This is a genomic window from Paenibacillus sp. NPDC057886 (assembly GCF_042796655.1).
Taxonomy (GTDB): Bacteria; Bacillota; Bacilli; order Paenibacillales; family Paenibacillaceae; genus Paenibacillus.
The window spans coordinates 82,877-102,772 of sequence record NZ_JBHVMZ010000012.1 but is presented as its reverse complement, the minus strand read 5'-3'; the positions used below and the strand labels follow the sequence as shown (position 1 = coordinate 102,772).

The window sequence follows — 19,896 nt, the reverse complement described above, 5'->3', positions numbered from 1 at the left end:
GTTCCCTCCCTATTTCAACATGTCGGACAGGAAAGCGAGCGCCAGGCCCTGACCCCAGCCCTGAATCCAGTCTTTTGGAATATTGCGATATCCATCCCGATCTTTCATCACCGCCGTACCACCCGATACGCCCAGTACACGTCCATCTTCGCTAATATTTTTCAAGATGCCTTCCAAGGCCTTTTGCACGTATTTCGTATGCAGCGGATTACCGTTATTGATCATCGCAGCCGCAATCCCGCAAGATGCTGATACTTCCTCATACGACTCCTCGTCATCCAGAACTGTCCGCCACAAGCCATTCTCTGTCTGAACGAGCTTCAGAGCTGCCAGTTGATCCCGCAGCGAGCACTCCACGTCCATGCACTGTGGATACAGATACCAGTCCTTCAATTGTGGTTTTACTTGCGACATGGTGTAGGCGCCCCAGGCGTTCGCTCTTCCCCAATATAATCCGGACATGTGGTCCTTGTTAACGTTATTGTAGCCGTGGTACCAGAAACCACTGCTCGGATCTTGCAGGTATTTGATATGCCAGTAATATTGATTCAGAGCATCCTGGATCATTTCCTGATCCTTTAATTTGCTTCCCACACGGAGCAGGAAAAATGCCGCCATAAACAAGGTATCCGCCCATGCCTGCTCGGGAAAATCATTGGAAATGGATACGGTATGCTGTAGCACGTTATCTCCGAATCGAAGCGCATGATTTTGAAGATAATCCACCTTGCTCATTACAATATCCCAATATTTCTGGTTCCCTGTTTCTTCATATAAAGTAATCAGCATATGGCCCATCGCACATGTATTTACGGTCCAGTCCGGCAAGCCCAACTCGATGTATTCATCCGCCCATTGGATAAGCCTGTCCAAATACTCTTGATTCCCTGTCGTTTGATAAGCTCTGGATACACCATAATACGCCACACCACAAGGCCAATCCCACGTCAAATCCATTGCCAGTGTTTTTTTGGTAACGTTATCAATAACGTTTAAAATTTCTTCCCTGTCATATTTCACTTGAAGCATCGGTGATTCCCCTCTCGTAGCGCACACGCCCCCAAATGCGCTTGAGAGCTGTCCGTCCTTGGTTTGAAAACGCTTTACTTATTCCATTGTACGCAGTAAAATAGTGTCAATCTAAGCATATTCGCAACAAAACTGCGCAATTTCAATCATTTATGAATGGGAGTTATCGAATGTGCCCAGAAAAAAACAGCCCATTATTGAATATCGCCATTACAGCTTGCCGATTCACTTTCCAATTCTGCTGTTAAGCGGTGAACGTTGGAAGATCTCTGATGTCAAAAGTGAACATCTTCATTTCCACAACCATTTGGAGATTGGCATTTGCCATTCCGATAGCGGCATTATGGAGATCAAAGGTGAATCAGTACCTTTTAAAGCCGGTGACGTGACCTTTATCCCCAGGTATCTTCCACATACAACGTATAGTTCACCCAATGAAGCCAGCTTATGGTCTTATCTCTTTTTCTCGCCAGAGGACCTCTTTCAACATTCGTTTAAGAGCAGTGCCTACAGTAACTTTGAACCCAATCTGTGGGCCATTAAGGGATTGAACTGCATTTTAAACAGGGAGGAACATCCGAGGATTTATACCCTTGCGTCATCCGTCGTAGAGGAATTGAAGCAGAAAAATCCTTTTTATCAGGAAAGTGCCTATGGCTTATTGTTATCTCTTTATATCGAACTCCTGCGAATCCATTCCCGGAATGAACCCTTGCCAGATCAAGAAACACATCATAATTTAAAAGGGAATCTTGTTGTTTCTCCGGTTCTGGAGTATATCACCACAAACTATATGTCGCCCATCACCATCGATTTTCTCGCTGATCTGTGTCATCTGAGCACCACTCATTTTCGAAGAAAATTCCATGACATTATGGGAACCGCACCTCTGGATTTCCTCAACAGCACCCGGATTGAAGAAGCCTGCAAACAATTAAAAAGCACGGACGCTTCCATTCTTTCAATCTCAGAACAAGTCGGTTTTCAGTCCATTTCCAGCTTCAACCGCTGTTTCTCCAAACTTATGGGGAAATCGCCGAAAGAATGGCGCAAAGGCGCACAGTCCGAAGTGCAATCTGCGAAAGCCTCCATATTGGAGTTTACGGGGTGGATGTAAGGAAGGGATATCTGCGATAGAGTTTATAGCCAAATTAAAGACGCTTCGGAAGCGAATCTCGAGCGTCTTCTTGATCTGGAACGTTTAGATTAATTGCCATGCTTAAAGGTACCACTCACTGTCTACACATTACAAAAACGACTTAACACTTAAATGATTTGTTCCTTGCTCGCTCTCATTTTAATAGGATCAATCTTGCCTTCCCCATGATAGTAATCTCCACTATGTGCATCACCTGCAAATAAAATTCCGGCTTCTTTTAAATATACAACACAAGAATCTTCTTCATGAGGTCCGCCTACCTTTAGTATCTGGCAAGTGGTATCCCCCAAATCTAGCGTCAAATAATCCTCGAACATAATCGAACCCGTGCTAACCGCAATATCATCAAACGTGTCATATTCTTTTTTCATACAGTTATAGACAAAATCTATTTCTTCTTTTGTCTCCAGCATTTTAAGACAGATTCTTCATTCCATTCCCAGCCTTTCAGTCTCTGGAGTATTTCATTCGTTGCCGATGAGACTATGGCTTCTCCATCAAACGCACGCATACCAAATGTATGATCCCAATGCCAGTGGGTGATCAAAGCATATTTGGGACGTGGCAGCTCTTGATCATCCAGACACTTGATAAATGCATCGAAATGCGATTTTGAGTTGCCACAATCAATCATAATGGAGAAGTTTATAGCGTTCCCACCTTTATGATACAGACTTAAAATGTACTATACCAAATCTCTCAAGCCAAAAAGAGAAAAATGGGCTACAACTACAATATGGGCTATCCAAAATCTTGATAAAAGATTTTAAGAATAGCCCATATAGCATTTCTTCTATTTATCTCAAAAAACAAAACCGTGAAGCGACTCTACAGTACCTCTGTCGTAAGCGTAAACCCTTCGATTACGGCGTCTTCATCGACCTCAATCATGATGCACCGTCTACCTTGATAATTCACCTGTTTTAGATACTTCAAATCCTGCGGGCTAACCGAGATCGTGGCTACTTTGGTTTCAATCTTAATGGATTTCGAAGTGAATTTCGGCAGAACACTGTTCGCTTTCAATTCATAATGCTTATCGTCCACGATCGTTTCAAATGCCCGTTCCACTTTCTCCGACGTCAGATCCTCTACACCGCTTGCGGTTAGCACACGTTCCACATCTTTATAATCGAGCTTCGGGGGCTCCTCTTCATGCGTCTCTTCATTGATTTCGATGACCCGGTTGATCTCCTCGTACACATGGGCGAGGGTGCTTGCGTCGAGTTGTTCACCAGTCAGCTCCTTCACGATATCTTCAAAGATCGCTCGTTCTTCCAGCGCTGTCACGGAACGTTCTCCGTTCAAGACCTGTTCGACAAAATGTGGATCCGGAAAATTCGATTTCCCTGTACAATACAAAATACGATTAACATCGGAATAGTTGTCCGTCACGCTCGGGTACAGGAACCCCTGCTCCGGCGTGCTTAATTTGACAACCGGATCTACAATGACATTGTACTTAAATTCTCTCTCCACGTAATCAAACAAGAGGGTTTTCCGCTGCTTCTCCGTGGAATTCACACTGCAAAGAATGAATGGATGTGCGAACACTTCATTCTTCTCGCTCTCTTCCGCTTCATCGTTACGGGCCTTGGTCGGCAAGTAATACTGTCCACGGACGAACGTGATCACCATATCCCGTTCATACTTGGCATCCGCCAACATTCTTTCCACCAACAGGAGCATCAGGTCTTGCCATTCCTCCGGATCTCCTGTTACCAGTGCTTGGTGAAGCATCACCTGAGCCGGCTCCTCCGCTTGCTCCTGAAACTTCAGCTCAAACAATTTCTGATCCAGCTCGCCCGTCAGCAATTTTTTGAAATTGCCCATGTACAGTTCCTGCTTCTCTCTGTATACCAGCTCAAACGGATGGCGCTCCCAATGATAGATCTCGTTCGTTTCTTTCGTAATATACACGTTGAGAATATCGTAAATATTCATTAGATCATGATCCATCTTAAACTGCTTGCGTATATGCGCGACTTCTTTTTTATTCATGATTCGTTAGACAACTCCTCAAGTAAATTGGCTTTACAAGTATAAACGATATAAAAAACCTTCGCTATATAAGTTCAACTAAAGAATATTTACACTGGCACTCCGATGACAGAACAACCTTCCGATCGCTGTTATCCCCAGATTTCTTGATTCTCTTTTTAAAAAGATAAATCCGGGGATAGCTTATGCTTCCGATGTAGCTTTCTTTTAGAAAGCTTTTAGGCGAAGTGTATGCTTTCGAAGTAGCTTTCTTGCAGAAAGCTTGTAGCTTCGCTTCTTCAGGTTATTTCTGTCCTCTCCGTTATCGTGTAAATGTTTAATTGAACTTATATAAAAGGACCTTTATCGTTATATGTCATCTGCGGGATCTCCAAAAAGAAAGACGCATCAGGAATGATTCCCGTGCGTCTGTTCTCGTATTAATAGTTATCTTTTCAATCAACTACTGCTCGGCAATACATCTGCATTCAATAGGGGTTCCCGACTGGTAGACACTTTCCTCGTTTCCCGCAGAAACAGTAACCCCATGAACAAGGACACGACGCCAATAATAATCAGCAATGCCCCCAACTCCTGACTGTAGGCTGTCAGCGCTCCGTCCCGAAAAGCCATTCCGCGAATCAGGCGGTTAAGCCAGTTCATTGGTAATGCCCATGCGAAAATTTGGAACGGCTCTGGAAACGCCAGCGGTGTTAGTTGAATTCCCGTAGCCAGAAAGGACGGATACAATATAAAGCTGGTTCGTAGGCTTACTTTGGATATGTCTTTGGCTGTGTATCCAATCAACATACCCAGAAGTGACAAGGCGAAGGCATAAATAACCAGTGGGATGATAAAAAGATAAGGCTCCGCTTCAAAGCGCATTCCCCCCACCTGCTTTAACAATCCATAGGATAGAAGCAGCGAAAGCGAACTCAACACAGCGTAAGGAACACACCGAATCCATAGCTGGAAAGGTGACTTTCCGTTTGCAAACAGTTTTCCTTCCTGACGAAGCCGAGGTGCAATCGAGCCCGCTGCGCTTGTTGTAATCATCAATACTACGATATTCACAAATCCTAGCACCATAAAACCGACATAACTGGAGGTTGGATTAAACAGCATTCGCTGCTGAAGGGATAACGGCGACACGATTCCTTTAGCTGTTTCGGCATCCATCCCTTTCTGGACCAGACGTGTCATGGAAAGGGTCATATTTTCCGTCTGGATGATCTCCTGAATCGCGGTCCGAATTCCGGTTAGCCCCGAGGGCATCGTGTTATCCATCAAGATGCCGATATTCGTCGATTTCCCCTGTTGTTGACGCAATCCCAACTGATTGGGAAGCATAATGACCGCTACAGCCTGCTCATTGGCAAGCAATGTATCCGGACTCATTCGGCCGGCATATACGCTTTTGACGCTCATGTATTGTGAAGCATTTATTTTGGAAATCAACTGCCGTGAATATTCGCTATGATCCTCATCAATGACCACAACTGGCGATTTGCTAATTTGATTCTGCGAGAACATTAAACCAAAAAATAGGGCTGCAATAAGCGGGCCGATAAAAATGAATCGAACATACTTACTTCCCGATACGTACTTCCACTCGTCAATCAGTGATTTCATCAAGTTTCACCTCTGCCGTCATCCCCGGAAGCAGATCAGTATTCGAATCCATCGATATTCGGACCAGAAACATACTTAAATCGGCTTGCCCTTTTTCCCGTGACATGCGTATGCTCGCAAATTGAGGGGCAGATGAGATGGACGTAACAACTCCGCTCACCTGTGTTGGCTGATCCAAGTACGGAAAATGAACATCAATACTTTGATTTACTTCAAGCTTTTGAATTTCACTTTCCTGGATATAGAGGTCCGTATAGTAATTATTCTTTTGCAGAACCGCCAGCGGCACTCCTGCTTGTACTTGATCTCCCTGCTTTACAGCAACTCGGTCGACCAATCCGTCATACGGTGCGAGTACATCCACATCTCCTTCCCCAGCTGATTTCACTTTGAATAGCACCTCTCCCTCTTTCACGGAGTCACCTGCAGATGCACCAGCCTCTACAATCGCCCCTGGACTATTTTGATAAAATAAAGTCGTTTGCTCTGCCTCAAGCATGCCTTGTTTCCTGCTCTCGGCCTGACTTACAGCATCCTTCCCTTTAATAGCCAGAAGTGAACCTCCAACAATGAACACCATTGCAATCCCGATATACAAACCTGCTTTTATCTTCATTCTTTTATCTCTCCCATTCCCAATCCTCGTGTATAGTTAAATTTGCTGCGTATTTTTACTTTTCATTATCATTTTGGTGACCGCGTTCTCGGCAGCCTCCATGATCACTTCTCCCAATGTGGGATGAGGGTGAATCGTCATGGCCAGATCCTCCACGGTTGCACCCATCTCGATCGCAAGTGCAAGCTCCGATATTAGTGTGGATGCCTCTACGCCAACGATTTGCGCACCAATGACAATTCCTGAGGTTGGGTCTGCCACTATTTTCACAAATCCTTCGGTTTCCCTTAATGCCAATGCTCTTCCGTTGATCCCGAAAGAAGATTTTCCGATAACCACCGGAATGGCCTGTGCTTTGGCTTCCGTCTCACTTACTCCAACACTGGACAGCTCCGGATCAGAAAAGACGACAAGCGGAATCACCTTGTAATCCACTTTGGAGGTCAGACCCGCAATGGCCTCTGCTGCTACTTTGGCTTCATAGGATGCCTTGTGAGCGAGTGCCGGACCGGCTGTAATATCTCCAATGGCATAAATGTGTGGGATAACTGTTCTGCACTGTTCGTCCGTCTCAACCAGTCCCTTGTTCGTTACGGGCAAGCCTATTCGTTCCAGTCCTAACTGGCCGTCTGTATTGGGTTTCCTGCCGATCGTAACCAATACATATTCCGCCGTAACCTGGTACTGCTCCTGATTTTTTGAATAATGCAGTGTAATGGAATCAGCATTCTGCTCCACCTTTTCAGCAATCGCTCCAGTTACGATGTGGATGCCATCCGCCTTCAATTGTTTGACTACAGGGGCTGCAAGTTCCGCCTCGAATCCGGGCAATACCTGTGCTCCTCCCTCCAGAATCGTCACCTGTGTTCCGAATTTGGCATACATCTGTCCAAGCTCCACACCAATATAACCTCCGCCGATAACAACCAGACTACTTGGAACCTCCTGCAGAGACAGTGCTTCTGTGGAAGACAAGATACGACCTCCAACTGGAAATGCTGGCAGCTCAATCGGACGAGACCCCGTTGCCAGTATGAGGTTTTTAAAAGAAATGCTTTGCTCCTGTCCAGTTTGCTGAATCAACGCTGTATGCTCATCAACCAGACTGGCCTCGCCTTCGAGAATGGTCACACCCGCAGTCTTTAGCAAATAGTGGACGCCACCTGCCTGTTTATTCACAACCCCCTGCTTGAAATCCTGTGCAATCTTAAATGTCGCTTCCGCGTCAGCTTGATTGAACTGTCTGAACAAATCATAGCGATGTGATTCCGCAATTAATGCTTTGGATGGTATGCAACCCACATGCGTGCAGACCCCGCCGAGCTGTTTACGTTCGACGATTGCCGTCTTCATCCCCTGTTGCGAAGAACGAAGCGCCGCCACATATCCTCCCGGACCTGATCCAATAACTAACGTATCTACAGATTCAAGCTTACTCATATCCTGATTCCCCCGATTTGAAGTCGATTTAAAATATGATGATCGTAATATATTATAACCATCATATTTTAAGGCAGTCAACAACCGTATTTGCCCTTTTGTAAATCAACAGACATCCAGTCGCCAAATTGACAGGCCTTATTATGATGACTATAATATTTTAAAAAAGCAGAATTATGAAATTATGGAGTGAATGATAATGCCCTATCCCAAAGGCCATAAAATAAAAGTACGAGGTAAGATTGTTGAGAGTGCTGCTCGGGCTTTTCGCACCAACGGTATCCAAGACGTCAGTGTACCGTTCATTATGAAGGGAGCCGGATTGACTCATGGGGGGTTCTATTCACACTTTGACAACAAGGAACAGTTGGTCGCCGAAGCCTGTGAATATGCCATTAGCGATACCATCGCACTTCTTCAGAAAATCGCGGATCAGGAAGAGCAGAATCCCAAGATTCAGACGGTCATCGATTATTATCTTAGTCCCTATCACCGCGACAAAACGGAAATGAGCTGCATTTTCCCTGCCCTTTCCAGCGAAATATCCCGCTCTTCCGAAGAGGTTCGGCAGGTATTCACTCATGAACTGGAGCGGATGGTCACTTTTATCTCCAATCTGGCGAATATGGATGTGTCCAAAAGCCGTGCACTGTTCAGTACATTAGTCGGCTCACTTGTTCTTGCACGCTCTGTGAATGATCCTGAACTAAGCGACAGCTTTCTCGCGGCGGGCAGACAGCAAGCCAAAGAATTGGTTAGAAGTAACTATATGTAAACACTTCGGACTTTTATACGATACGTAACTTTGATACTGTTACATTTTTAGTATCCAGCTGTAAACACAAAAAAACACGCCTATAAATGGCGTGTTTCCTCTTATCTATATACAACTAAATAATGCTTCATACTAGCCACCGTAACGCTCTTTTCGCATTCACTGTACTGGGGAATTATCATGCCAAGACTTTTATGAAAACGAATATTGTTCATCTATTAGCTCCAAGAAAAATATGGTATACTCACAGAGCAATGGAAAGGCTTATATGGGCGGTCGGCTAATCTCCCGGAAGGGAGGTGATGCCTTGTGACAGTTTTTGAAGCGATTATGCTAATGCTTACCTTCGGTTTGCTGATAGTAGCGCTGCTGTCCAATAAAGACAAATAGACCGCCCTCTGGCTAAGGGATGCGGTCTATTTAGTCGGTACCCTGCTTTGAAGTCCACCGCCCTTAAAAGCGGCTATTGCATCAGAGAGTCGTGTTAGCGCACGGCTCTCTTTGCATTATAAGCTGTTTCTGTCCTTATTATAACATGGTGATTGTGGATTTCAATTCACAGATTCGGATGTTCCCTATGCCAAAACTGACGATAAGGCGAAAGCGTCAGCATCTTACATATTTACGTTTGAACCCAGTTCGCCCTTTTTCCACTGCCTTTTGAATATTTTCGGAAGCTTGCAGGAACTTGCTCTTAGGTTTGTCCTTGTCGACTTCAACAGGTCCCACGGCCTCGGCCGTCTCCACCGCCTGATCAAGCAACGGAAGGTAGGAAACTGCAACGGTGTACAGGAAATTGTTCATGGAATACTTGGTGCGTTCAGGTGATTCGTGAATCGTCTGTTCTACCTGTTTAAGCATATCGTTCAGCTTACTTTCGGAGAATTCGCTATCCGGTCGGCTACCGAGTAACCAGCAATAACAGCTCCAGCCTGCAGACATTTTCAAATCATCCCCGCTCGCAATCCACTTGTCCGAAACCGCTTGGGCAATATCCGTCTCCGCCAACGTGACGGAAACGATGAAGTCAGAGATCATGTAAAAATAAGCGGCATCGATCCAACGATCAAAATCAGCTTCCGTCATCGCTTGGGGATCGGCAATCACGCCAGCAAAGTACATCGCATCATAGTTCCCTGTAGCGTATAGCAACTCAGCCAATGGTTGATCCTTTTTTATTTTCTTCGCGATAGGTTTCATCGCCCCGGTTGCTACTCCAAAAAGCGGTTCATGTGCGCCATTGGACATATATATTTTCTTTGTTCGTTCTTTCCCAAGCGCTTCTAGCTCTTGCATAACTTCATCTCGATTCATTTCGCGACACTCCAAATCCTATAAATTTTATATCTGATCAAATCAAACAGACACTTATGTTTAACGAAAAATTGATGGGGAAATCGCACATTATCCAATTCGAACCAATCTGCCATTTGCATAATCGTTCTGGCGAGGTTGTTACCTTAGTATGGGGGACTCCCCACTGGAGTATTTTTCCTGAAAGGACAGATTACTATTCAGATTTCCCTGTTGCTCTGAAATCCTGTTGGTGGATTATTACCGATCATAACATCTATGCCATTGTTTAGCACAGATACCTGAGTAGATGTAACTTCTTCGCAGACAGATTTTTTTTCCTTTCTTATGCTTCTACCGGCAACTTCTGAATACCTGCCCAGAGTCTGATTGGAAGAGCTAATTCCACCAGCACAGCAGAGCAACATATGTCCATGTCCAAGCAACGTTAAGCTATGGAAGGAAACGTCGCTCATCGTTTATGTTCAGTTTAGTGTTGTTAACAAAACCGAGAAGAGGAAGGATGCGAGAGCATGAGCAACAATCAAGTGTTAGGCTTTGCCCCTGCCCTGGGCTGGAATTCGTGGAATACCTTTACGTGGGATATTAACGAACAATTAATTCGGGATGTCGCTGATGTGTTCGTATCGAAAGGTTATCTGGCCGCTGGCTACGAGTATATTGTCATTGATGATTGCTGGAGCCTGAAGGAACGGGATGCGAGCGGCAATCTGGTGGCTGATCCCGAGAAATTCCCGAGCGGAATGAGAGCGCTTTCTGATTATATCCATAGCAAAGGACTGAAATTCGGAATGTATTCATGCGTGGGTACGCATACATGTGCCGGGTATCCAGGCAGTTTCGAACATGAGTTTCAGGATGCTGCCCTTTTTGCCGAATGGGGCGTTGATTATTTGAAGTATGATTACTGCTTCAAGCCGCGCCATATCTCAGGAGAGCTGCTCTACAAACGGATGAGCCTTGCGCTCAAAAACTGCGGACGCGATATCCTGTTCTCCGCCTGCAACTGGGGAGCAGATGACGTATACGATTGGATTCGGGAATCGGGCGCTCATATGTACCGCTCCACCGGCGATATCCGCGACAACTGGGATTCAGTGAAAGAACTTGCCCTTTCTCAATTGGGGAAGCAAAGCTACACCGGCTCTTTCTGCCATAACGACATGGATATGCTGATTGTGGGTATGTACGGTGGAAGCAACAATGATTATATTGGCAGCATCGGCGGATGTAACGACATCGAATATAAAACCCACTTTTCACTCTGGTCCATGATGGGTTCCCCATTAATGATCGGATGCGACGTGCGCAAGGCTAACCAGATCACAAAAGATATTCTCCTGAATCCTGACCTGATCGCCATTAATCAGGATTTAGAAGCGCGCGGAGCTTACCGCATTAAACCAGAGCCGCAATGGTTTCACACAGACGATGTATTTATGCTGGTGAAGGTACTCACAGATGGCGATCTAGCTATTGGCTTCTTCAACCTAAGCGACAGCCAGCGGGAATTGTCTTTGCAATTTTGGGATATGGGTCTGCCTTACGCTGCCGGTTATGCTCTCTCACTGTATGACTGCTGGGAACATAAAGAGCTTGGCGTGTTCTGTGAACGCTTCGCTCCCGTTGTCGCAGCACATGATTGTTTAGTTGTGCGTGCAAAACTGGTGAAATAGATGGCTCAACATCGCCTGTGCACCTCTTGTCAGGTTCCGCTCTCTTCAGACGATGTGGGCATCTATCTCAAATTGATCTCGCGCTCTGCCCAGCAATTTCTGTGCATCGATTGTCTCGGAGTGAAGCTGAACTGTGGACGCGAGCCTATTGAGAAGCTGATACGTTATTTCCGAGAGTCCGGGAACTGCACCCTGTTCCGTTAACGTTATGCCATTGTCTGGTGCAGCATCATGTAGGCTGTTGGCGTATGTGAAGTTGCTTTCTTGAATACTTTGGAAAAATATAACGGATCATTGTAGCCGACCGAGTAAGCTACCGATTGAATCGGCAGGCCCGACGTCTTCAGCAGTTCACAGGCGCGCTGGAGCCGGCAGGATGTAATATACTCCAAAACAGACTTGCCGGTTGCTCCCTTAAACAGACGAAACAAATAGCTACGCTCCAGATTGACTGCCTTTACGATCTCCGTGACGGTCAATGTCGGCTTCCAGTAGTTCTGCTCGATGTACTTTCTCGCCAGCCAGACATAATCCTTGGCGTCCACCTGCGGCTCCTTCGGATAATATTCCATATAGTAGGAAAGCAGCAGACGCAAACGCGCATCCGCCCGCAACAATTCATAGGATGATGCACCCGCGTTCCAGGCAAGGTGAAAAAAAGGCTGCAGTGTCTCCGGCGAGACCGTCACCACGGGTTGTACCTCTGAAAGCTGCGTCAGCCCCAGCAACCGCCCGGCATCCTCACCGCTAAACTCCACCCAGACGTACTCCCATGGATCTTGGGGGTCTGGATAATAGTAAATCTCCTTTTGCGGAAATATGATAAAGCTTTCCCCCGTAACTAGCCGAAAAACGCGGCCCCCCGTCTCCAGCGTCCCTTGGCCGCGGATAATATAGTGCAGCGCATAAACGTCACGCACGCCTGGCCCCCATTGGTGAGGATTGGCTGGCTTGTGACCACCGCTGATAAAATACAAATTACTGGCTCTGCTGCTCTCATGCCAAATGGGATTCAACCTTGATTCCCCCTTTCTATAGCCGCCCTGTTCTGGCGTTCGGTTTATCTTATAATATCGTTGATCAGATGGTTGGGTATCGTTTTGCACGCTAAATCCAGAGAGGAGAATGTTGTGATGCTTAGAATGGTTATGGTAGAACATGGACAAGTGCAAGGACTGCCCGCGGCGGACCCGCGGATTACCAGCTTCAAGGGAATTCCTTTTGCCGCACCTCCTGTAGGTGAGAACCGCTGGCGCGCTCCGCAGCCGCTGGCGAACTGGGAAGGTGTACTGCAAGCTTTTGATTTTGCCCCCATCTCCATGCAAGCTCCAACAGTCATCGATGATAACAATATCTATACCCGCGAATGGGCCGTTGATCCCGACCTGCCCATGGACGAGGATTGTCTATATCTGAATGTCTGGACACCCGCCAAGCGCACGGACGAGAAGCTGCCTGTCTTTGTCTGGTATTTTGGTGGGGGCCTACAAGTCGGCCATACGGCCGAAATGGAATTTGATGGCGAGCGAATCGCTCGTAGAGGTATTGTCGTCGTGACGATTAATTATCGGCTGAATGCCTTCGGCTTCCTGTGCCATCCTGAGATTAGTGCAGAATCCCCCCATGCACCCGCCAACTTCGGTCATCTCGATCAGCAAGCAGGCACCCAGTGGGTCAAACGCAACATTGCCGCCTTTGGTGGTGATCCAGACCAGATCACCATCGGCGGACAGTCGGCAGGCGGAGGAAGTGTACTCAGCCAAATGACCTCTCCGCAAAATAAAGGCTTGTTCCAGCGAGCCGTCATCATGAGCGGTATGGCTACAGAGTTGTACCCGAAGGTCCGCGTGCCTTCTGTCCGTTCCACACTGCGGGATGCAGAGCAGGCAGGGGTTGAATTTTTCCGCTACCTGGGCGTATCTTCCTTGGCTGAAGCGAGACAATTGGATACCGGATATCTCCGTGACAAAGCACTGGAATACAAAGGCTTCTGGGGGACCATCATCGACGAACAATTCTGCGCAGGCGATCCGTTTACCCGGTTTATTCAGCAGGAGCGTGAGCCAATTCCCGTGATGCTGGGGCATACATCTTCTGAATTTTGGACCCGTCCCGCCGCAACCAATCTGGAAGAACTGAATCAGATGGCTGCGGAGCTGTTCGGCGAGGATACTCCTGCCTTTTTGCAGCTATGTGAGGCCGATACCGACCAATTCGAGCATGTCCTGCAACAAGCATCGGTCCGCATGATCCAACATGCCATTCTGCTCGCCATCCGCGCGAACAGCGGTCATCCGTCTGAAACGCCGCTCTACTATTATAACTTCGACGCCGAGATTCCGGGCTGGGACCAGCCGGGCACCTTTCACTCCGTCGATCTGTGGTTCTTCTTCGAAACACTTGCCAAATGCTGGCGGCCTTTCACAGGCAAACATTATGATCTGGCCCGCCAGATGTGCAATTATTTATCCAATTTTATTGCTACAGGTGATCCGAACGGTTCGGACTCCACCGGAAAGCTGATGCCTCATTGGATTCCTAGTACTACGGAACAGCCTTATCTCATGGTATTTGGCGATCAGGCTCAATTACAGAAGGCTGAGCCCGGACCGATGCTCGCGTTTCTGATTGAACACTATTTCAAGAAACGTAGTGCACCTGTTGTTTAAAACAAGAAGCTTGCCCTCTCACGATATATGTAAGAGCCATGCTGTCGCATGGCTTTTTTGTATAGTGTGAATGGTAGAGCGATGTTCATTCGCCTACGCCTATTTAGCAAGCTACTCCACTACAGAAGCCTAAGGTAACAAAATTAGACAGCCAGAGGAATCCCACGGAACACTCAGCATCATTTAAAGAGATCCGTTTTTGTTGTACGCAATAGTAAGATTCTGCTTGACTCCAGCGCTTCACGGTCATAATGAACAACATCCGGTTCGCCACCAGTCCTCTCCATTTCATGAATCGACCAAAGTTTTTCTGGCTGAGCTTCAAACTTGGCTTGCAGCTTGCTCCAGAAGTGTGATCCGCTTCATCCTGTAAGAGTATCCCAGCGAATCCAGCTCCCTGAGTACTCGCTCCTTGTCTAGCGGTGCTTGATTCATTGTCATAACGTCTCTCTCCCTTCCGTTATATATGAGTCTGTGTTGGTTTATTGAAGATGACAGGTAGCGTAATCTGTAGTGAAAAGACGTCTTCTCCCTGCGACACCGTCAACGTCCCGTTGTGCTGCTGGATCATTTTCTGACAACTAACGAGCCCAATTTCGTTGCTATCTTTCTTTTTGCCGACACGTTTAATCTTATTATCCACCCCAAGAATGACCCATTGTTGCTTCAAAGAAACCTGGATATGAACGGGATGCGCCAGATCGGCGTATTTTCGAATATTTGAAAATATGTTATCGAATACACGACGAATAGCGACCAGATTGACTTCCAGCAAAAACTTCTCATGATTTGCATCTGTCTGAACCTGCACATCTATACCGTCCAAAACCACTAATTGCTCGTCTATGAGTTGATCGATAAGCGCTCTGCCCTCATAAATTTCAAATTCTACTTCCTCTTCTTCAGCGGCAGAGGATACCGTAAAATATTCGAATAGTTTGTCCGACAGCACTTTGATTTGATAGGCCTTTTCCCGGCTATTATGAATATACTGCAACAGATCCTCATGTGTCTTATATTTGTTGAGCTCTATGATATCCATATATCCTAATAGAATTGTGAGTGGCGTTCGCAAATCATGGGAAATCGCCGTGATCAATTCGCGGTTGGCCATCCTGACCCTCTCCTCGCTGCCAAGCCGCTCCACAAATGATTTCCTCATCTCATCAATACTCTGGGCCAGAGATGACAGTTCATCCTTTCCCGATATCGTAATCGAATAATCCAAATTTCCACCTTCGAGTATTTTGATCTCTTGTTCAAGCACGCCAATATAAGATGTTTTCTTATTAATCATCAGTAGAAAGGAAACAATGAACACAATGGCCGCTATGAAAACACCAATAATCAGAATGAGGTTGTAGTATTGATACTCATAAAAGCTAACCAAGTATATCTGGGCATCCTGATCCGCAAAATGGATGGTGGTGATGGGTATTTTCGATGGCACGAATTGAGTTAACAGCTCTTCATTAATGGCAGGATCAATCTCCGTGTTTGAGGAAAATATCAATTTGTCTTTTGCAAAAATATACAGATTTAAGTAGCGCTCATGACTTATCCAAGCAGACAATTGCTCATGATCACGGGTTGACACGTTCTGGTTATTCACGAATGCTTCGAATCGATCAAGCGCATCTTGCTGCCTGTTCTCTACAAAAGTGGATTTGCTTAAATAACTATCCAATACAGTCTCGCCAACAACTTGTAAAATAACGAATGCACTTATGGAAATGACCAAAGAAATTACAACCGCCAGAACCAGTTTAATCTTCAGCCTTTTTCCCATTAGTAATCTATTCAATTTTGTACCCCTTCCCCCAAACGGTCTTCACATATTTAGGGTTCTGTGGATCATCCTCCAGTTTGCCTCTCAAATTACGAATATGAACCATGACCGTGTTATTACACGTATAAAAGTAGGGTTGCCCCCAAACACTCTCATATATGTTTTCCGCCGAGAACACCTTTCGTCGTTTCTTAGCCAACAGCAGCAAAATGTGGTATTCAATTTCAGTTAGAGCAATTTCCTTCTCCCCAACAAACACGGTTTTTGAATCCTGATGAACGGTAAGATCCTTAACGATAATTTGGTCCGTTTCTTCGGTCTTCTCCTTGCCCCGATAAACATAATACCTCCGCAGTAAGGCCTTCACCCTTGAAACGAGTTCTGTATAGGAGAAGGGTTTGGACAAAAAGTCATCACTACCTGAGGAAAAGGCTAATTGTTTGTCAGAATCCTGCGTTTTCGCCGTGAGAAACAGGATCGGTGCGCTTGTTTTTTCACGAATCTCCAGACACGCCTTCAGCCCCGATTTATTGGGCATCATCATATCCAAAATAATGAGATCCGTCTCTTCATTCACTTTATCAATCGCATCTTGACCATCTATCGCTTCAATCACTTCATAATTCTCGCTCTCTAACAAAATCCTTACAATTTCACGGATTTCACTGTTATCATCAGCAATTAAAATTTGCTTGTTCATCTAATCCCTCCGTCCAATTTTAGTATAATATGCGCTATTAGCGACTACCAGCAAATACAATCAACTTAAGAATTCTTCAGAAGTTATGTAAGTGACTCTTAATAATTTCGTTTTATACTGTAAATATGTAGAGGTCATTACACAAAGGGGTCGTCAGCTATGCCACAACCTTCAAAAAAAGTAATGATTAACATATTGTTGGGTCTGTTAATCATATTGTCCATTGGTCTACTGGTCTATTATTCTCCTGCCATTATTAAAATCATGTCGTCCATGGACAACTTCAGAGCGTATATTCATTCAACAGGTCATTGGGGCCCGGTCATGTTTATTTTATTCCAGATTCTTCAGATCGTGGTTGCACCTATTCCAGGAGAAGTTGTACAAGTCGCAGGCGGATATATTTACGGTACAGCCATTGGTTCATTGTATACAACTGTAGGTTTGATATTAGGCTCAGCGATCGCCTTTTATTTCACTCGTTTTATCGGTCGCGCTTATATTTCACGGCTGCTGCAAAAGAAAAATAATAAGTGGATTTCGTTTATTCATGATGAGAAGAAGTTCTCTGCTTTTTTATTTATCTTTTTCGTGATTCCCGGCTTGCCCAAAGACATGCTTGTATTTGTCGCCGCTCTTACATCGATTAGTTCGTTTAGATTCTTCACGATCCTTATAGTCGGTCGTCTGCCGTGGATCATCGCATCTGCCGCTGTGGGGTCCACAATTCATATGCAACAATACACGATCGCCATTATTATTTCTGTTATCGCTGTGATCGGGTTCGTACTCGGCTATATTTATAGGGAGAAATTGGTGGGATTGTTCTCCCGGTCAGACAGAACCAAAGCGCGGCTTACATCTCCCGAAGCCAGCTCCAACGCCGAAGTCAACATGAGAACTAAAGCCAAACCCAAGGCTATACCCAGCTATAGTAAAGAATAGTGAGTTTGGTAGAATAAAAAGAGATACAACATGAACAAAGCTAATCTATTGATATGAAAACCGGAGGTATATCCACATGCAAACACTTGAAACCAATCGGTTAATCCTGCGAAAATTCACCGCAACGGACGCAGCAGGACTGTTGGAATACACAGCAAATCCAAGAGTGAACTGTTTTATGGATCACCGGATTTCAACGTTGGAAGACGCAGCGGCAGAGGTCGCAAAAAGAAGCAGTGACGATTCCCACATCGCGGTCTGCCTGAAAGACAGTAACGAACTGATCGGTGAGCTGTTTGGTATGAGGGAAGATCGGGATTCCGATACGGATAAGGATTCGAATTCAGATACGTATAGTATTGGTTGGAATTTTAATGGAAGATTTGAAGGGAAAGGGTACGCCAGTGAGAGCGCCAATGCTTTCATCGAGCATCTCTTTATGGAAAAGGGAATAAGAAGACTGTACGCCTATGTCGAGGATGATAACTTCCGTTCCCAGAAGCTGTGTGAGAAGCTGGGCATGCGCCGGGAAGGTCTTTTTTTGGAGTTCATTTCATTTGTCAAAAATGAGGACGGCACACCGAAATACGAGAATACGTATCAATATGCTTTGTTGAAAAAGGAATGGCTGGCACAGCGTGAATTACAGAAATAATGATCGATGAATCTCATCGTTTTTAAAATAAGGAACGTTCCAACACAAAACAAATACGGCGGCTTCTCCCTGGATAGATTCCAGAGGAAAAGTCGCCGTTTTATTATCGTACAGAACACTATTGAACGGGCAATGCGTTTATAAGGTCACAATACATTCAGCTTGAATCCTAGACGGTGCTGCCCCAGTATTGCTTGGCAATCTTTTGACCTTGATCAATTTTGGCCCATTGCTCAGTTTCGCTTAGTTCGTTACCGCCATCGCAAGATGCAAACCCGCATTGGTGCGAAAGCAACAGACGATCCTTATCAATAATTTTGGAGGCTTCGTCAAGCAAACGGATTACGCGTTCTTCATCATCAAGTGTATTGGTCTTAGATGACAACAACCCTAATACGATTTCCGTTTCAGGTCTATCTTTGAAAACTTCCAATGCTTCGATAGAACCCGCACGATCATCATCCCATTCCAGGAAGAAACGGTCATATTTCAACTGCTTCAGGAACAGATTGGCGATTTTCGCGTAAGATCCACCGCCCATGTTGCGGGAATCATAGTTGCCGCGGCAATTGTGTGTCCACATTTTCAAGCCCAAGCTATGACCGAAGTCAATCACTGTATTGTTAATATCAATAAATTCGGTGGCGAGACCCTGTACTTCCTCTTGATTAATATGCTCCCCTGTAAACGGAGAGTTCGGGTTGTCGTCTGCAAACAGCTCCCACAAGCAATCATCGAATTGCAGGATTTTACCGCCCGCCGCAGCGAATTCCTCTACAAATTCCTTATACGCCTTCACAAGACCCGCTTTGAGTTCCTGAATGTTCTGATAAACAGCATCCGTACCGCCGATATTATCCGACCAAGAGAGTTCACCAAAAATATGGGATGGCGACGGAACGCAAAGTTTCGTTTGCTGGTCACCCGCCGTGTCTTGCAGTTGTTTGAACAGTTGAATGAAATGATGATTTTTACCACTCAATTCGCCAGTTATGCGCAGGCCAATATCTTTACGTGTTTCATATTTTGAAGATCCATCGACATCACGGAAAAAATAGCCATGGTCAGCAATATAACGCTCAACTCCGCCAAAGCCCCACACAAAATCCAGATGCCACATCGATTTAGAGAACTCGCCATCTGTAATAATCGACAGGTCATGTTCGATTTCTTTTTTCACCACTTGTTTGATGGCCTCAGTCTCGCATTTCTCATAACCTTCAAAACTTTCATAGAATGGATATTTGATATCATCACGATGTTCAATTTGCGTTTTATATGTCAGCAGCTCATCAGGACGCAACAAACTACCTACGATCTGGAACTTATCAGTCATGTCAAAAACCCCCTCGTTGTATACTCTTATCATATCATGCAGAACGAGGTTGGTTGGGATACTTAAAAAACATAACTAGTTATAGTTAAAAGCTATAGCAAACAAATAATTCATTCCTTATTTTTTGCTCCATTACTTTGTATGAAATTATTATGCTTGGCGCCTACCTTCGGTTCGCTAA

General features: G+C 45.3%; 20 protein-coding genes and 1 pseudogene. 8 read left to right on the top strand and 13 right to left on the bottom strand.

All coding sequences use genetic code 11. The features are described from left to right. Positions 1-9: 9 nt before the first annotated feature. Positions 10-1,029, bottom strand: a complete 1,020-nt coding sequence (locus tag ACFVQB_RS30595; protein WP_379448374.1) for a glycoside hydrolase family 88/105 protein — start codon at positions 1,027-1,029, stop codon at positions 10-12. 172 nt (positions 1,030-1,201) lie between these two features. Between ACFVQB_RS30595 and ACFVQB_RS30590 the strand changes: the two genes are divergently transcribed. Next, positions 1,202-2,146: a helix-turn-helix domain-containing protein gene (locus ACFVQB_RS30590; RefSeq protein ID WP_379448372.1), complete on the top strand. Its 945-nt coding sequence runs from the start codon at positions 1,202-1,204 to the stop codon at positions 2,144-2,146. A 149-nt stretch (positions 2,147-2,295) separates the two neighbouring features. On the opposite strand, the gene ACFVQB_RS30585 is transcribed toward ACFVQB_RS30590, so the two are convergent. The 6 genes from ACFVQB_RS30585 to lpdA all read right to left on the bottom strand — a co-directional run bounded on the left by ACFVQB_RS30585 (position 2,296) and on the right by lpdA (position 7,856). After that, positions 2,296-2,601 (bottom strand): MBL fold metallo-hydrolase, encoded by a 306-nt coding sequence (locus ACFVQB_RS30585; RefSeq protein ID WP_379448369.1) that lies wholly within the window; start codon positions 2,599-2,601, stop codon positions 2,296-2,298. After that, a complete protein-coding gene (locus tag ACFVQB_RS30580; protein ID WP_379448367.1) occupies positions 2,577-2,822 on the bottom strand; it encodes an MBL fold metallo-hydrolase in 246 nt (81 codons plus the stop codon). The genes ACFVQB_RS30585 and ACFVQB_RS30580 overlap by 25 nt, the downstream gene beginning before the upstream one ends. Positions 2,823-3,016: 194 nt before the next feature. Continuing rightward, the gene (locus ACFVQB_RS30575; protein ID WP_379448364.1) at positions 3,017-4,189 is read right to left on the bottom strand and encodes a DUF4317 domain-containing protein; all 1,173 of its coding nucleotides are present in this window, start codon (positions 4,187-4,189) and stop codon (positions 3,017-3,019) included. Between the two features lie 438 nt (positions 4,190-4,627). Then, complete coding sequence (locus ACFVQB_RS30570) at positions 4,628-5,800, bottom strand: ABC transporter permease (RefSeq protein WP_379448361.1); 1,173 nt, start codon at positions 5,798-5,800, stop codon at positions 4,628-4,630. Next, complete coding sequence (locus tag ACFVQB_RS30565; RefSeq protein ID WP_379448359.1) at positions 5,784-6,416, bottom strand: biotin/lipoyl-containing protein; 633 nt, start codon at positions 6,414-6,416, stop codon at positions 5,784-5,786. The genes ACFVQB_RS30570 and ACFVQB_RS30565 overlap by 17 nt, the downstream gene beginning before the upstream one ends. 36 nt (positions 6,417-6,452) lie before the next feature. Then, entirely contained in the window at positions 6,453-7,856 is a 1,404-nt protein-coding gene (gene lpdA / locus ACFVQB_RS30560) for a dihydrolipoyl dehydrogenase (protein ID WP_379448357.1), read from the bottom strand. Between the two features lie 199 nt (positions 7,857-8,055). On the opposite strand from lpdA, the gene ACFVQB_RS30555 reads away from it, so the two are divergent. Both ACFVQB_RS30555 and ACFVQB_RS30550 read left to right on the top strand, forming a co-directional pair. Then, on the top strand, positions 8,056-8,631 hold the full coding sequence (locus ACFVQB_RS30555) for a TetR/AcrR family transcriptional regulator (protein WP_379448354.1): 576 nt from the start codon (positions 8,056-8,058) through the stop codon (positions 8,629-8,631). Between the two features lie 309 nt (positions 8,632-8,940). Next, a complete protein-coding gene (locus ACFVQB_RS30550) occupies positions 8,941-9,021 on the top strand; it encodes a putative holin-like toxin (protein WP_370739116.1) in 81 nt (26 codons plus the stop codon). 216 nt (positions 9,022-9,237) lie between these two features. Here ACFVQB_RS30550 and ACFVQB_RS30545 read toward each other — a convergent pair whose 3' ends face one another. Further along, positions 9,238-9,945: a DNA alkylation repair protein gene (locus ACFVQB_RS30545; protein WP_379448352.1), complete on the bottom strand. Its 708-nt coding sequence runs from the start codon at positions 9,943-9,945 to the stop codon at positions 9,238-9,240. A gap of 512 nt (positions 9,946-10,457) precedes the next feature. Here ACFVQB_RS30545 and ACFVQB_RS30540 point away from each other — a divergent pair. Both ACFVQB_RS30540 and ACFVQB_RS30535 read left to right on the top strand, forming a co-directional pair. Further along, positions 10,458-11,621: a glycoside hydrolase family 27 protein gene (locus tag ACFVQB_RS30540; RefSeq protein ID WP_379448349.1), complete on the top strand. Its 1,164-nt coding sequence runs from the start codon at positions 10,458-10,460 to the stop codon at positions 11,619-11,621. Further along, the gene (locus ACFVQB_RS30535) at positions 11,622-11,825 is read left to right on the top strand and encodes a hypothetical protein (protein ID WP_379448347.1); all 204 of its coding nucleotides are present in this window, start codon (positions 11,622-11,624) and stop codon (positions 11,823-11,825) included. 2 nt (positions 11,826-11,827) lie between these two features. Here ACFVQB_RS30535 and ACFVQB_RS30530 read toward each other — a convergent pair whose 3' ends face one another. Further along, complete coding sequence (locus tag ACFVQB_RS30530) at positions 11,828-12,637, bottom strand: AraC family transcriptional regulator (protein ID WP_379448331.1); 810 nt, start codon at positions 12,635-12,637, stop codon at positions 11,828-11,830. Positions 12,638-12,754: 117 nt separating this feature from the next. On the opposite strand from ACFVQB_RS30530, the gene ACFVQB_RS30525 reads away from it, so the two are divergent. Then, positions 12,755-14,290 (top strand): carboxylesterase/lipase family protein, encoded by a 1,536-nt coding sequence (locus tag ACFVQB_RS30525; protein ID WP_379448328.1) that lies wholly within the window; start codon positions 12,755-12,757, stop codon positions 14,288-14,290. A gap of 239 nt (positions 14,291-14,529) precedes the next feature. Here ACFVQB_RS30525 and ACFVQB_RS30520 read toward each other — a convergent pair. The 3 genes and pseudogenes from ACFVQB_RS30520 to ACFVQB_RS30510 all read right to left on the bottom strand — a co-directional run. Further along, positions 14,530-14,637: pseudogene (locus ACFVQB_RS30520) on the bottom strand (DUF4256 domain-containing protein); the annotation flags it as partial. 113 nt (positions 14,638-14,750) lie between these two features. Then, positions 14,751-16,094: a HAMP domain-containing sensor histidine kinase gene (locus ACFVQB_RS30515; protein WP_379448325.1), complete on the bottom strand. Its 1,344-nt coding sequence runs from the start codon at positions 16,092-16,094 to the stop codon at positions 14,751-14,753. Next, positions 16,087-16,779, bottom strand: a complete 693-nt coding sequence (locus tag ACFVQB_RS30510; RefSeq protein ID WP_379448323.1) for a response regulator transcription factor — start codon at positions 16,777-16,779, stop codon at positions 16,087-16,089. Before ACFVQB_RS30510 ends, ACFVQB_RS30515 begins: the two co-directional genes overlap by 8 nt. A gap of 159 nt (positions 16,780-16,938) precedes the next feature. Between ACFVQB_RS30510 and ACFVQB_RS30505 the strand changes: the two genes are divergently transcribed. Further along, positions 16,939-17,724, top strand: a complete 786-nt coding sequence (locus ACFVQB_RS30505; protein WP_379448321.1) for a TVP38/TMEM64 family protein — start codon at positions 16,939-16,941, stop codon at positions 17,722-17,724. Positions 17,725-17,800: 76 nt separating this feature from the next. Beyond that, positions 17,801-18,379 carry a GNAT family N-acetyltransferase gene (locus tag ACFVQB_RS30500; protein WP_379448319.1) on the top strand — a complete coding sequence of 193 codons (579 nt, stop codon included), beginning with the start codon at positions 17,801-17,803 and terminating at the stop codon, positions 18,377-18,379. 169 nt (positions 18,380-18,548) lie between these two features. Here ACFVQB_RS30500 and ACFVQB_RS30495 read toward each other — a convergent pair whose 3' ends face one another. Then, the gene (locus ACFVQB_RS30495; protein ID WP_379448317.1) at positions 18,549-19,715 is read right to left on the bottom strand and encodes a cobalamin-independent methionine synthase II family protein; all 1,167 of its coding nucleotides are present in this window, start codon (positions 19,713-19,715) and stop codon (positions 18,549-18,551) included. Positions 19,716-19,896 lie beyond the last annotated feature (181 nt).

What these genes read in the sequence shown, in the direction of transcription:
- ACFVQB_RS30570 (WP_379448361.1), bottom strand. Translation starts at nt 5,800, where the DNA reads ATGAAATCACTGATTGACGAGTGGAAGTACGTATCGGGAAGTAAGTAT.
- ACFVQB_RS30525 (WP_379448328.1), top strand. Translation starts at nt 12,755, where the DNA reads ATGCTTAGAATGGTTATGGTAGAACATGGACAAGTGCAAGGACTGCCC.
- ACFVQB_RS30500 (WP_379448319.1), top strand. Translation starts at nt 17,801, where the DNA reads ATGCAAACACTTGAAACCAATCGGTTAATCCTGCGAAAATTCACCGCA.
- ACFVQB_RS30575 (WP_379448364.1), bottom strand. Translation starts at nt 4,189, where the DNA reads ATGAATAAAAAAGAAGTCGCGCATATACGCAAGCAGTTTAAGATGGAT.
- ACFVQB_RS30555 (WP_379448354.1), top strand. Translation starts at nt 8,056, where the DNA reads ATGCCCTATCCCAAAGGCCATAAAATAAAAGTACGAGGTAAGATTGTT.
- ACFVQB_RS30510 (WP_379448323.1), bottom strand. Translation starts at nt 16,779, where the DNA reads ATGAACAAGCAAATTTTAATTGCTGATGATAACAGTGAAATCCGTGAA.
- ACFVQB_RS30545 (WP_379448352.1), bottom strand. Translation starts at nt 9,945, where the DNA reads ATGAATCGAGATGAAGTTATGCAAGAGCTAGAAGCGCTTGGGAAAGAA.
- ACFVQB_RS30585 (WP_379448369.1), bottom strand. Translation starts at nt 2,601, where the DNA reads ATGCTGGAGACAAAAGAAGAAATAGATTTTGTCTATAACTGTATGAAA.
- ACFVQB_RS30565 (WP_379448359.1), bottom strand. Translation starts at nt 6,416, where the DNA reads ATGAAGATAAAAGCAGGTTTGTATATCGGGATTGCAATGGTGTTCATT.
- ACFVQB_RS30580 (WP_379448367.1), bottom strand. Translation starts at nt 2,822, where the DNA reads ATGATTGATTGTGGCAACTCAAAATCGCATTTCGATGCATTTATCAAG.
- ACFVQB_RS30535 (WP_379448347.1), top strand. Translation starts at nt 11,622, where the DNA reads ATGGCTCAACATCGCCTGTGCACCTCTTGTCAGGTTCCGCTCTCTTCA.
- lpdA (WP_379448357.1), bottom strand. Translation starts at nt 7,856, where the DNA reads ATGAGTAAGCTTGAATCTGTAGATACGTTAGTTATTGGATCAGGTCCG.
- ACFVQB_RS30505 (WP_379448321.1), top strand. Translation starts at nt 16,939, where the DNA reads ATGCCACAACCTTCAAAAAAAGTAATGATTAACATATTGTTGGGTCTG.
- ACFVQB_RS30595 (WP_379448374.1), bottom strand. Translation starts at nt 1,029, where the DNA reads ATGCTTCAAGTGAAATATGACAGGGAAGAAATTTTAAACGTTATTGAT.
- ACFVQB_RS30495 (WP_379448317.1), bottom strand. Translation starts at nt 19,715, where the DNA reads ATGACTGATAAGTTCCAGATCGTAGGTAGTTTGTTGCGTCCTGATGAG.
- ACFVQB_RS30540 (WP_379448349.1), top strand. Translation starts at nt 10,458, where the DNA reads ATGAGCAACAATCAAGTGTTAGGCTTTGCCCCTGCCCTGGGCTGGAAT.